We start from the raw sequence: 11,582 nt of genomic DNA on the forward strand, positions 1-11,582 counted from the left end.
GTCAGTTCTCCTTGAACGGGAAACCGAGCAGCTTGAGCAGCGCCCGACCCTGGTCGTCGTTGGTCGCGGTCGTGACGACCGTGATGTCCATGCCGCGGACCCGGTCGATCCTGTCCTGGTCGATCTCGTGGAACATCGACTGCTCGTTGAGACCGAACGTGTAGTTCCCGTTGCCGTCGAACTGCTTGCCCGACAGGCCGCGGAAGTCCCGGATACGGGGCAGCGCGATGGTCACCAGACGGTCCAGGAACTCCCACATGCGGTCGCCGCGCAGCGTCGCGTGCGCACCGATCGGCATGCCCTCGCGCAGCTTGAACTGCGCGATGGACTTGCGGGCCTTGGTGACCTGCGGACGCTGGCCGGTGATGGCCGCGAGGTCGGCGATGGCGCCCTCGATCAGCTTCGCGTCACGAGCGGCCTCGCCGACACCCATGTTGACGACGACCTTGGTCACGGTCGGCACCTGCATGACGTTCGCGATCTGGAACTGCTCACGCAGCCCCGCGATGATCTCGTCGCGGTAGCGCTGCTTGAGCCGCGGCAGTGCGCGGGTCTCAGTGGTGGTGGTCATCAGATGTCCTCACCGGTGCGCTTGGCGAACCGGACCTTGTTGCCGTTGTCGTCGATGCGGTACCCGACCCGGGTGCCCACCGTCTTCTTCTTGCCGTCGACGTCGGCCTCGACCGCGAGCTGCACGTTCGAGATGTGGATGGGCGCCTCCTGGTGGATGATCCCACCGGACTGCTGCGTACCACGCGCCGTCTGAGTCGGCTTCTGGTGCTTGGTGATGCGGTTGACGCCCTCGACGAGGACACGCTCCTGGCGCGGGTAGGCCGCGATGACCTTGCCCACCAGGCCCTTGTCCTTGCCGGCGATGACGACGACCTTGTCACCCTTCTTGATCTTCATCTCACAACACCTCCGGAGCGAGCGAGATGATGCGCATGAAACGCTTGTCCCGCAGCTCACGACCGACGGGGCCGAAGATGCGCGTGCCGCGCGGGTCCCCGCCGTCCCTGATGATGACCGCCGCGTTCTCGTCGAAGCGGATGTAGGAGCCGTCCGGACGGCGGCGCTCCTTCACGGTCCGCACGACCACGGCCTTGACGACGTCGCCCTTCTTGACCGCGCCGCCGGGAATGGCGTCCTTGACGGTGGCCACGATGACATCACCGATGCCGGCGTATCGCCGACCGGAGCCACCGAGCACACGGATGCACAAGAGCTCCTTGGCACCGGTGTTGTCGGCGACCCGCAGCCGCGACTCCTGCTGAATCATCTCGCTCCTACTTCGCCTTCTCGAGGATCTCCACGACGCGCCAGCGCTTCGTGGCCGACAGCGGACGGGTCTCCATGAGCAGGACGCGGTCGCCGATGCCGGCGGTGTTCTGCTCGTCGTGGGCCTTCAGCTTGCTCGACCGACGGACGACCTTGCCGTAGAGCGGGTGCTTGAAGCGGTCCTCGACGGTGACGACGACGGTCTTGTCCATCTTGTCGCTGACCACAACGCCCTGGCGGGTCTTGCGGTAGCCACGGCCGCCCGGCGCGTTCCCAGCGGTCTTCGGGCTCTCGGTCACGTTCTCTTCCTTGTTCGCGGGGCTCACTCGGCACCGTCCTCAGCAGCGGCGGCCTTCTTGGTCGTCCGCTTGCGCGGCGCGGCCTTCTTCGGCGCCTCGGCGTCGTCGTCGGCCTTGACCTCGGCCTTGGCCGCGGTCTTCTTGGCCGCCGCCTTCTTCGGCTCGGCCTTGGCCTCCGCCTTGTCGGCCTTCGGCTCGACCGGCGCCGCCACGACGGCGACGATGCCGAGCTCACGCTCGCGCATGATGGTGTAGATGCGCGCGATGTCGCGACGGACGGCCTTCAGCCGGCCGTGGCTCTCGAGCTGACCGGTGGCACCCTGGAAACGCAGGTTGAACAGCGACTCCTTGGCCTTCTGCAGCTCCTCGACCAGCTCGTCGTCAGACCGCTCGCGCAGCGACACGGCGTCGAGGTCCTTCGAACCGATCGCCATCAGAACTCACCTGCCTCGCGCTTCACGATGCGCGCCTTCATCGGGAGCTTGTGGATCGCGCGCGTGAGCGCCTCGCGAGCCACGGTCTCGTTCGGGAACGACAGCTCGAACATGACCCGGCCCGGCTTCACGTTGGCGATCCACCACTCGGGCGAACCCTTACCGGAACCCATGCGGGTCTCGGCCGGCTTCTTCGTCAGCGGGCGGTCCGGGTAGATGTTGATCCACACCTTGCCGCCACGGCGGATGTGCCGGGTGATGGCGATACGAGCGGCCTCGATCTGGCGGTTGGTCACGTAGTGGCCCTCGACCGCCTGGATGCCGTACTCACCGAAGGCCAGCGTCGTGCCGCCCTTGGCCATGCCGCGCCGCTTCGGGTGGTGCTGCTTGCGGTGCTTGACCTTGCGAGGGATCAGCATGGTGTCAGCCCTCCTGCCCCGTCGTGGTCGCCGCGGCGTCGGCGACGGGCGCCTCGGGCGCGGTCGCGGGGGCCTCGGCGGCCTGCGTGGCGGGAGCGTTGTCGCCGCGGTCGCCACGGCCACCCGGCCGACGGCGCTCCGGACGGCCACGGCCGCCACCGCCGCCACCGCGCTGCTGCTGAGCACGGGCCTGCGCGGCCTGCTCAGCGGCGCGCTCGGCGCGGGAGCCGCTGACGTCACCCTTGTAGATCCACACCTTCACGCCGATGCGGCCGAAGGTGGTGCGGGCCTCGTAGAAGCCGTAGTCGACGTCGGCGCGCAGCGTGTGCAGCGGGACGCGACCCTCGCGGTAGAACTCCGAGCGGCTCATCTCGGCGCCGCCGAGACGGCCCGAGCACTGGATGCGGACACCCTTGGCGCCGGCACGCATGGTGGTCTGCAGCGCCTTGCGCATCGCGCGGCGGAACGCCACACGAGCCGACAGCTGCTCGGCCACACCCTGCGCGACCAGCTGAGCGTCGATCTCGGGCTGCTTCACCTCGAGGACGTTCATCTGGACCTGCTTGCCGGTGAGCTTCTCGAGCTCGGAACGCAGGCGGTCCGCGCCCACGCCGCGGCGGCCGATGACGATGCCCGGCCGGGCGGTGTGGATGTCGACGCGCACGCGGTCACGCGTCCGCTCGATGTCGACGTGCGAGATGCCCGCGCGCTCCATGCCGTCGGTCATCAGCTTGCGGATGGCGACGTCCTCGGCGATGTAGTCGCGGTAGCGCTGACCCTGGGTCGTGCTGTCGGCGAACCACCGGCTCTTGTGATCGGTGGAAACGCCCAGCCGGAACCCGTGCGGGTTGATCTTCTGACCCACTAGCGGGCCCCTCCCTTCGCTGCAGCGATCGACGCCTTGTCGTCGACGATCACCGTGATGTGGCACGTCCGCTTGTTGATGCGGCTCGCGCGGCCATGGGCGCGCGGGCGGAACCGCTTCATGGTCGGGCCGTCATCGACGTACGCCTGCGCGATGACCAGCGTCTCGCGCGGCGTGCCCGCGAGGTCGTCGGCGTTCGCGATGGCGCTCTCGAGCACCTTGCGCACCGGCTCGGCGGCCGCCTGCGGTGCGAACCGCAGCAACGCCGAGGCCTCGTCCGCGTCCATCCCACGGATCAGGTCCACCACACGGCGCGCCTTCATGGGCGTGACGCGGACGAACCGCGCTTGAGCCCTGGCTTCCATCGTTACTCCTCAGTCATTCCGTGGTGGACGTCACCGGCGCCGGGCGCGGCGGTCGTCCTTCTCGTGGCCCTTGAACGTGCGCGTGGGTGCGAACTCGCCGAGCTTGTGCCCGACCATCGCCTCCGTCACGAACACCGGGACGTGCTTGCGGCCGTCGTGCACCGCGATGGTGTGGCCGATCATGTCCGGCACGATCATCGAGCGACGGGACCAGGTCTTGATGACGTTCTTCGTGCCCTTCTCGTTCTGAGCATCGACCTTCTTGGCCAGGTGCTCGTCGACGAAGGGGCCCTTCTTCAGGCTGCGCGGCATCTGTTCCTACTCCCGACTCAGCGCTTCTTGCCGGTCTTGCGACGGCGGACGATCTGACGGTCGCTGGGCTTGTTCTTCCGGCGGGTGCGCCCCTCGGGACGACCGTTCGGGTTGACCGGGTGACGACCACCGGAGGTCTTGCCCTCGCCACCACCGTGCGGGTGGTCGACCGGGTTCATGGCGACACCACGGACCGTCGGGCGCTTGCCCTTCCAGCGCATGCGGCCGGCCTTGCCCCAGTTGATGTTCGACTGCTCGGCGTTGCCGACCTCGCCGACGGTGGCGCGGCAGCGCACATCGACGTTGCGGATCTCGCCGGACGGCATGCGCAGCTGCGCCCAGGTGCCTTCCTTGGCGACCAGCTGGACGCCGACACCGGCGGAGCGGGCGATCTTCGCGCCGCCACCGGGCCGCAGCTCGATGGCGTGGACGACCGTACCGACCGGGATGTTGCGCAGCGGCAGGTTGTTGCCGGGCTTGATGTCGGCGCCGGGGCCGGCCTCGACGGTGGCGCCCTGCGCCAGGCGGTACGGCGCCAGGATGTAGCGCTTCTCGCCGTCGGCGTAGTGCAGCAGCGCGATGCGCGACGTGCGGTTGGGGTCGTACTCGATGTGCGCGACCTTCGCCGGCACGCCGTCCTTGTCGGCCCGGCGGAAGTCGATGACCCGGTACTGGCGCTTGTGGCCGCCACCCTGGTGCCGCGTCGTGATCTTGCCGGAGTTGTTACGGCCGCCCTTCTTGGGCAGCGGCCGCACCAGCGACTTCTCGGGCGTGGACCGGGTGACCTCGACGAAGTCGGCGACACTGGAGCCGCGTCGGCCCGGCGTCGTCGGCTTGTACTTTCGGATTCCCATTCGTCGTTACCTCAGTAGCTCGTGTCCTGGCCGGCTCAGCCGACCGGGCCGGAGAAGATGTCGATGCGCTGGCCCTCGGCGACCGTCACGATCGCGCGCTTGGTGTCGGGGCGCTTGCCCACACCGAAGCGGGTGCGACGGCGCTTGCCCTGGCGGTTCTGGGTGTTGACACCGGTGACCTTGACGTTGAACACCTTCTCGACCGCGATCTTGATCTCGGTCTTGTTCGCGTCGGGCGCGACCACGAAGGTGTACTTGTTCTCGTCGAGAAGGCTGTAGCTCTTCTCGGACACGACCGGCACGATGAGGATGTCGCGCGGGTCCCTGCGGTTGACGGTCACTTGGTGCCCTCCTCAGCGGCCTGCTCCCCGCCACCCAGGAACGCGTCGAGCGCGCCCTTGGTGAAGACGATGTCGTCGGCGCAGAGCACGTCGTACGTGTTCAGCTGGTCGGCCACGAGCAGGTGCACCTGCGGCGCGTTGCGCAGGCTCTTCACCGTCACCTCGTCGCCGCGCTCGATCACGACCAGGACGCTGCGCCGCTCGGTGACCGATTGCAGGGCCTTCAGGGCGCCCTTCGTGCTCGGGACGTCGCCGTCGACGAAGCCGGTGACCACGTGCACACGGCCGTGGCTCGCCCGGTCGGACAGCGCGCCGCGCAGAGCCGCGGCCTTCATCTTCTTCGGCGTGCGCTGCGAGTAGTCGCGCGGCTGCGGGCCGTGGACGATGCCGCCGCCGGTGAACTGCGGCGCGCGGATCGAGCCCTGACGGGCGCGGCCGGTGCCCTTCTGGCGGTACGGCTTGGCGCCGCCGCCGGACACCTCGGCGCGGGTCTTGGTGGCGTGCGTGCCCTGACGGGCCGCGGCCAGCTGGGCCACCACGACCTGGTGGATCAGCGGAACGTTGACCTGGACCTCGAAGACCTCGGCCGGAAGGTCGACCGTGCCGGACTTCTTGCCGGCGGCGTCGAGAACCGTGACGGTGCTCACTGGGTCACTCCCTTCGCGGCCGTGCGGACGAAGACCAGACCGCCGTTGGGGCCCGGGACGGCGCCCTTGAGGAGCAGCAGCCCCTGCTCGGCGTCGACGGCCTGGACCGCGATGTTCTGGGTGGTCACACGCTCGGCGCCCATGCGGCCGGCCATCTTCATTCCCTTGAAGACGCGGCCCGGGGTGGCGCAGCCACCGATGGAGCCCGGCGAGCGGTGCTTGCGCTGCACACCGTGCGAGGCGCGCAGACCGTGGAAGCCGTGGCGCTTCATGACGCCGGCGAAGCCCTTGCCCTTCGTGGTGCCCGTGACGTCGACCTCCTGGCCGGCCTCGAACACCTCGACCGTGACCTCCTGGCCGAGCGTGTACTCGGAGGCGTCAGCGGTGCGCAGCTCGGCGACGTGACGGCGCGGCGTGACGCCGGCCTTGTCGAAGTGGCCCTGGGCGGGCTTCGTGACCTTGCGCGGGTTCGGCGCGCCGAAGCCGAGCTGGACCGCGTCGTAGCCGTCCTTGTCGGGCGTGCGGACCTGCGTGACGACGCACGGCCCGGCCTTGATCACGGTGACCGGCACGATGCGGTTGTTCTCGTCCCACACCTGGGTCATGCCGAGCTTCTCGCCCAGCAGGCCCTTGCGCACCGTGGTGGCGGCCTCGGAAGACTGAATACTCATCGTCGGCGGTCCCTCAGAGCTTGATCTCGATGTCGACGCCGGCCGGCAGGTCGAGACGCATGAGCGAGTCGACGGTCTTCGGCGTCGGGTCGATGATGTCGATGAGCCGCTTGTGCGTACGCATCTCGAAGTGCTCGCGGCTGTCCTTGTACTTGTGCGGCGATCGGATGACGCAGTACACGTTCTTCTCGGTAGGCAGCGGCACCGGGCCTGCGACCTGCGCACCCGTGCGCGTCACCGTGTCGACGATCTTCCGTGCCGACGTGTCGATGACCTCGTGGTCATAGGCCTTGAGCCGGATGCGGATCTTCTGTCCCGCCATGGCTGCTTGTCGTCCTCACTCTTCGTACTGCTAAGACCCGATCTGAACCAACACTGAGCTGCTGCTCCGCCGACCCCCGCGGTCGGGCGTGTCGCGCCCCGCGCCACATGACGGCCACGGCGAACACGCTGGTCATCGGGGATTGGACCGGCCGGACAGCCACACCGGAACGGCGCGGCTCCAGCCCCATCGGAGTTCTTCGTCACGAGCGCACAGCGCTGACGTCGCCCTCCGCCGAGCAACCTGAACAGTATGCCAGATCAGATTGGCTGAGGCCAATCGCGGTACGAGGGGCGGCCGAGACGGCCGCCCCTCGCAATGTCGAACTACTTGAGGATCTTGGTGACGTTGCCGGCACCAACGGTCCGGCCACCCTCGCGGATGGCGAACTTCAGGCCCTCTTCCATGGCAATCGGCTGGATCAGCACGACGGACATGCTCGTGTTGTCGCCCGGCATGACCATCTCGGTGCCCTCGGGCAGCGTGACGACGCCGGTGACGTCAGTGGTCCGGAAGTAGAACTGCGGACGGTAGTTGTTGAAGAACGGCGTGTGCCGGCCACCCTCGTCCTTGGACAGGATGTAGACCTGCGCCTCGAAGTCGGTGTGCGGCGTGTTGGTGCCGGGCTTCACCGCGACCATGCCGCGCTCGACGTCCTCGCGCTTGGTACCGCGCAGCAGCAGGCCGACGTTCTCGCCCGCACGCGCCTCGTCGAGGGTCTTGCGGAACATCTCGACGGCGGTGACCGTGGTCTTCTGGGCCGGGCCCGGACGGATGCCGACGAGCTCGACCTCCTCGTTGGCCTTCAGCACACCGCGCTCGACGCGGCCGGTGACGACCGTGCCACGACCGGTGATGGTGAAGACGTCCTCGATCGGCATCAGGAACGGCTTCTCGATGTCGCGCACCGGGTCCGGCACGTTCTCGTCGACGGCCTCCATGAGGTCCTCGACCGACTTGACCCACTCGGCGTCGCCCTCGAGCGCCTTCAGCGCCGAGACCTTGATGACCGGGACGTCGTCGCCGGGGAACTCGTACTCGGAGAGCAGCTCGCGGACCTCGAGCTCGACGAGCTCCAGGATCTCCTCGTCGTCGACCATGTCGGCCTTGTTCAGCGCGACCAGGATGTACGGCACGCCGACCTGACGGGCCAGCAGCACGTGCTCCTTGGTCTGCGGCATCGGGCCGTCGGTGGCCGCGACCACGAGGATCGCGCCGTCCATCTGCGCCGCGCCGGTGATCATGTTCTTGATGTAGTCGGCGTGGCCCGGAGCGTCGACGTGCGCGTAGTGACGCTTCTCGGTCTGGTACTCGACGTGCGCGATGTTGATCGTGATACCGCGCTGCTTCTCCTCCGGCGCCTTGTCGATGTCGTCGAACGGAGTGGCCTCGTTCAGCTCCGGGTACTTCTCGTGCAGCACCTTGGTGATGGCAGCCGTGAGCGTGGTCTTGCCGTGGTCGACGTGACCGATCGTGCCGATGTTGACGTGCGGCTTGTTCCGCTCGAACTTCGCCTTACCCACTGTGTGGTCCTCCTGGACTTCGTACGTTGCCGATCCCCCGCCGGTGCGGTGTGTTCGGCCGTTGTTTCTCGGTCGGGATTGCTCGTTACTTCGGGCCGGGTGAAGACCCGGAGAGATTACTCTCCCCGGACCTTCTTGATGATCTCTTCCGCCACGTTCCGGGGAACCTCGGCGTAGGAGTCGAACTGCATCGAATAGCTGGCCCGGCCCTGGGTCTTGCTGCGGAGGTCACCGACGTAGCCGAACATCTCCGACAGCGGGACCAGCGCCTTGACGATGCGCTGGCCAGCACGCTCCTCCATGGCCTGAATCTGGCCACGGCGGGAGTTGAGGTCACCGATGACCTCGCCCATGTAGTCCTCGGGCGTGGACACCTCGACCTCGAACATCGGCTCGAGCAGCACCGGGTCGGCGCGCCGAGCAGCTTCCTTGAACGCCATGGAACCGGCGATCTTGAACGCCAGCTCCGAGGAGTCGACGTCGTGGTAGGCGCCGTCCTGCAGCGTCACCTTCACGTCCACCAGCGGGTAGCCGGCGACGACACCGAACTCCATCGCCTCCTGCGCACCCGCGTCGACCGACGGGATGTACTCCCGCGGGATGCGGCCACCGGTGACGGAGTTGACGAACTCGTAGCCGCCGTCGCCCTCGCCGCCCGTGGGCTCGATGTCGATGATGACGCGGGCGAACTGGCCGGACCCACCGGTCTGCTTCTTGTGGGTGTACTCGACCTTCTCGACCTTGCGGCGGATGGTCTCGCGGTAGGCGACCTGCGGCTTGCCGACGTTCGCCTCGACCTTGAACTCCCGCTTCATGCGGTCGACCAGGATCTCCAGGTGGAGCTCGCCCATGCCGGAGATGATGGTCTGGCCGGTGTCCTCGTCGGTGCGGACCTGGAACGTCGGGTCCTCGTCGGCGAGGCGCTGGATGGCCGTGCCCAGCTTCTCCTGGTCGCTCTTGGTCTTCGGCTCGATGGCCACCGAGATGACCGGCGCCGGGAACTTCATCGACTCGAGGATCACCGGCTGGGCGGAGTCGGACAGGGTGTCGCCCGTCGTGGTGTTCTTCAGACCCATGACGGCGACGATCTGGCCGGCGCTGGCCTTCTCGATCTCCTCACGCTTGTTCGCGTGCATGCGGTAGATCTTGCCGATGCGCTCCTTGTTGCCCTTCGTACTGTTCAGCACCATGGTGCCGGTGGTCAGCGTGCCCGAGTAGACCCGGACGAAGGTGAGCTTGCCGAGGTGCGGGTCGGCCATGATCTTGAACGCCAGCGACGACAGCGGCGCGTCCTCTTCGGGCGCGCGCGTGAGGATCTCGTCCTCGTTGTCGACCGCGTGGCCCTCGACCGCGCCGACGTCGACCGGCGACGGCAGGTAACGCACGACGGCGTCGAGCATGGGCTGCACGCCCTTGTTCTTGAACGCCGAGCCGGTGAGCACCGGGGTCAGGTTGCCGGCGATGGTCGCACGGCGGATGGCGGCGATCAGCTCGTCGCGGCCGGGCTCCTTGCCCTCGAGGTACAGCTCCATCATCGCCTCGTCGTTCTCGGCGATGGTCTCGAGGAGGCGGTCGCGCCACTCCTGAGCGGCCTCGGTGTGGGTGTCGGGGATGTCGACGGTGTCGTACATCTCGCCCAGCGGCGTCTCGGCCGACCAGAGCATGGCCTTCATGTCGACGAGGTCGACGAGGCCGCGGAAGTCCGCCTCGGCGCCGATCGGGAGCTGCAGCACCAGCGGGGTGGCCTTGAGCCGCGACACGATCATGTCGACGCAGCGGTGGAACTCGGCACCCGTGCGGTCGAGCTTGTTCACGAAGCAGATGCGCGGGACACCGTACTTGTTGGCCTGATGCCAGACGGTCTCCGACTGCGGCTCGACGCCGGCGACGCCGTCGAACACGGCCACCGCGCCGTCGAGGACGCGCAGCGACCGCTCGACCTCGACGGTGAAGTCGACGTGGCCGGGCGTGTCGATGATGTTGATGGTGTGGTCGTCCCACTCACAGGTGGTCGCGGCCGAGGTGATCGTGATGCCGCGTTCCTGCTCCTGCTCCATCCAGTCCATGGTGGCTGCGCCATCGTGGACCTCACCGATCTTGTAGTTGATCCCGGTGTAGTACAGGATCCGCTCAGTGGTGGTGGTCTTACCGGCGTCGATGTGGGCCATGATGCCGATGTTGCGGACCTTGGCCAGATCGAGCTTGCGGAGGTCGGTCGCCATGTGCGTGCGTTCGCTTCCTGATATGCGGTCTCGTCGACTCGGCGCCAGCGACTACCAGCGGTAGTGCGCGAAGGCCTTGTTCGACTCGGCCATCTTGTGGGTGTCCTCGCGACGCTTCACGGCGGCACCGAGGCCGTTGGAGGCGTCGAGGATCTCGTTCATGAGGCGCTCCATCATCGTCTTCTCACGACGGGCGCGGGAGTAGCTGACCAGCCAGCGCAGCGCCAGCGTGGTGCTGCGGCCGGCGCGCACCTCGATGGGCACCTGGTAGGTCGCGCCACCGACGCGGCGGCTGCGGACCTCGAGGGTCGGCTTGACGTTGTCGAGCGCGCGCTTGAGCGTGACGACGGGGTCGGTGCCGGTCTTCTCGCGGCAGCCCTCGAGGGCGCCGTGCACGATGCCCTCGGCGATGGACTTCTTGCCGTCCTCGAGCACCTTGTTGACCAGCTGGGTGACCAGCGGCGACCCGTAGACGGGGTCGACGACGACCGGCCGCTTGGGAGCGGGACCCTTACGCGGCATCAGCTCTTCTCCTTCTTCGCGCCGTAGCGGCTGCGCGCCTGCTTACGGTTCTTGACGCCCTGGGTGTCGAGCGAACCGCGGATGATCTTGTACCGGACACCCGGGAGGTCCTTCACACGGCCGCCGCGCACGAGCACCATCGAGTGCTCCTGCAGGTTGTGACCGACACCGGGGATGTACGCGGTGACCTCGATCTGGCTGGTCAGCTTGACACGGGCGACCTTCCGAAGCGCCGAGTTCGGCTTCTTCGGCGTCGTGGTGTACACGCGCGTGCACACGCCGCGACGCTGCGGGCTGCCCTTGAGCGCCGGGGTCTTGTTCTTGGCGACCTTGTCCTGGCGGCCCTTGCGGACCAACTGCTGGATCGTAGGCACTACGTCTCCGTGTCCTCTGCTCGTCGAACTGCCTCGACTGGTCTGGTTTCCGGGGATCACACCGGTCGCTTGCCTGGCGTCTGCGCAGGTGGAAGGCGCCTTACGGCGACCCCCGCGGTCGGGCGTGTCGGCCC

Annotated in this window: 18 protein-coding genes; all 18 read right to left on the reverse strand. The window is 67.8% G+C overall.

Annotation, left to right across the window (positions count from 1 at the left end):
• Position 1: 1 nt before the first annotated feature.
• Positions 2 to 571, reverse strand: a complete 570-nt coding sequence (rplE, locus tag BLV02_RS18355; RefSeq protein WP_053206298.1) for a 50S ribosomal protein L5 — start codon at positions 569 to 571, stop codon at positions 2 to 4.
• Complete coding sequence (gene rplX / locus BLV02_RS18360; protein ID WP_069110673.1) at positions 571 to 909, reverse strand: 50S ribosomal protein L24; 339 nt, start codon at positions 907 to 909, stop codon at positions 571 to 573. Before rplX ends, rplE begins: the two co-directional genes overlap by 1 nt.
• A 1-nt stretch (position 910) precedes the next feature.
• Complete coding sequence (gene rplN, locus BLV02_RS18365; RefSeq protein WP_046772624.1) at positions 911 to 1,279, reverse strand: 50S ribosomal protein L14; 369 nt, start codon at positions 1,277 to 1,279, stop codon at positions 911 to 913.
• 7 nt (positions 1,280 to 1,286) lie between these two features.
• Positions 1,287 to 1,604: a 30S ribosomal protein S17 gene (gene rpsQ / locus BLV02_RS18370; protein WP_074946514.1), complete on the reverse strand. Its 318-nt coding sequence runs from the start codon at positions 1,602 to 1,604 to the stop codon at positions 1,287 to 1,289.
• Positions 1,601 to 2,011, reverse strand: a complete 411-nt coding sequence (gene rpmC / locus BLV02_RS38315) for a 50S ribosomal protein L29 (protein WP_069110674.1) — start codon at positions 2,009 to 2,011, stop codon at positions 1,601 to 1,603. Before rpmC ends, rpsQ begins: the two co-directional genes overlap by 4 nt.
• On the reverse strand, positions 2,011 to 2,430 hold the full coding sequence (rplP, locus tag BLV02_RS18380; protein ID WP_069110675.1) for a 50S ribosomal protein L16: 420 nt from the start codon (positions 2,428 to 2,430) through the stop codon (positions 2,011 to 2,013). The genes rpmC and rplP overlap by 1 nt, the downstream gene beginning before the upstream one ends.
• A gap of 4 nt (positions 2,431 to 2,434) precedes the next feature.
• A complete protein-coding gene (gene rpsC, locus BLV02_RS18385; protein WP_069110676.1) occupies positions 2,435 to 3,295 on the reverse strand; it encodes a 30S ribosomal protein S3 in 861 nt (286 codons plus the stop codon).
• Complete coding sequence (gene rplV / locus BLV02_RS18390) at positions 3,295 to 3,660, reverse strand: 50S ribosomal protein L22 (protein ID WP_069110677.1); 366 nt, start codon at positions 3,658 to 3,660, stop codon at positions 3,295 to 3,297. The genes rpsC and rplV overlap by 1 nt, the downstream gene beginning before the upstream one ends.
• Before the next feature lie 30 nt (positions 3,661 to 3,690).
• On the reverse strand, positions 3,691 to 3,972 hold the full coding sequence (rpsS, locus tag BLV02_RS18395; protein WP_046772620.1) for a 30S ribosomal protein S19: 282 nt from the start codon (positions 3,970 to 3,972) through the stop codon (positions 3,691 to 3,693).
• A 17-nt stretch (positions 3,973 to 3,989) separates the two neighbouring features.
• Positions 3,990 to 4,826 carry a 50S ribosomal protein L2 gene (gene rplB, locus BLV02_RS18400; protein ID WP_069110678.1) on the reverse strand — a complete coding sequence of 279 codons (837 nt, stop codon included), beginning with the start codon at positions 4,824 to 4,826 and terminating at the stop codon, positions 3,990 to 3,992.
• 35 nt (positions 4,827 to 4,861) lie between these two features.
• Positions 4,862 to 5,167: a 50S ribosomal protein L23 gene (gene rplW / locus BLV02_RS18405; RefSeq protein WP_069110679.1), complete on the reverse strand. Its 306-nt coding sequence runs from the start codon at positions 5,165 to 5,167 to the stop codon at positions 4,862 to 4,864.
• The gene (gene rplD / locus BLV02_RS18410) at positions 5,164 to 5,814 is read right to left on the reverse strand and encodes a 50S ribosomal protein L4 (RefSeq protein ID WP_069110680.1); all 651 of its coding nucleotides are present in this window, start codon (positions 5,812 to 5,814) and stop codon (positions 5,164 to 5,166) included. The genes rplW and rplD overlap by 4 nt, the downstream gene beginning before the upstream one ends.
• The gene (rplC, locus tag BLV02_RS18415; RefSeq protein WP_069110681.1) at positions 5,811 to 6,485 is read right to left on the reverse strand and encodes a 50S ribosomal protein L3; all 675 of its coding nucleotides are present in this window, start codon (positions 6,483 to 6,485) and stop codon (positions 5,811 to 5,813) included. Before rplC ends, rplD begins: the two co-directional genes overlap by 4 nt.
• Positions 6,486 to 6,498: 13 nt before the next feature.
• Positions 6,499 to 6,807 carry a 30S ribosomal protein S10 gene (rpsJ, locus tag BLV02_RS18420; RefSeq protein ID WP_026877498.1) on the reverse strand — a complete coding sequence of 103 codons (309 nt, stop codon included), beginning with the start codon at positions 6,805 to 6,807 and terminating at the stop codon, positions 6,499 to 6,501.
• Positions 6,808 to 7,133: 326 nt separating this feature from the next.
• Positions 7,134 to 8,330: an elongation factor Tu gene (gene tuf, locus BLV02_RS18425; protein WP_069110682.1), complete on the reverse strand. Its 1,197-nt coding sequence runs from the start codon at positions 8,328 to 8,330 to the stop codon at positions 7,134 to 7,136.
• A gap of 116 nt (positions 8,331 to 8,446) precedes the next feature.
• Positions 8,447 to 10,552, reverse strand: coding sequence for an elongation factor G (gene fusA, locus BLV02_RS18430; RefSeq protein ID WP_069110683.1), 2,106 nt, complete (start codon positions 10,550 to 10,552; stop codon positions 8,447 to 8,449).
• A 51-nt stretch (positions 10,553 to 10,603) separates the two neighbouring features.
• Complete coding sequence (gene rpsG, locus BLV02_RS18435; protein WP_069110684.1) at positions 10,604 to 11,074, reverse strand: 30S ribosomal protein S7; 471 nt, start codon at positions 11,072 to 11,074, stop codon at positions 10,604 to 10,606.
• On the reverse strand, positions 11,074 to 11,448 hold the full coding sequence (gene rpsL / locus BLV02_RS18440) for a 30S ribosomal protein S12 (protein ID WP_026877502.1): 375 nt from the start codon (positions 11,446 to 11,448) through the stop codon (positions 11,074 to 11,076). Before rpsL ends, rpsG begins: the two co-directional genes overlap by 1 nt.
• Positions 11,449 to 11,582 lie beyond the last annotated feature (134 nt).

It is taken from the genome of Jiangella alba, from assembly GCF_900106035.1.
GTDB classification, from domain to species: Bacteria; Actinomycetota; Actinomycetes; order Jiangellales; family Jiangellaceae; genus Jiangella; species Jiangella alba.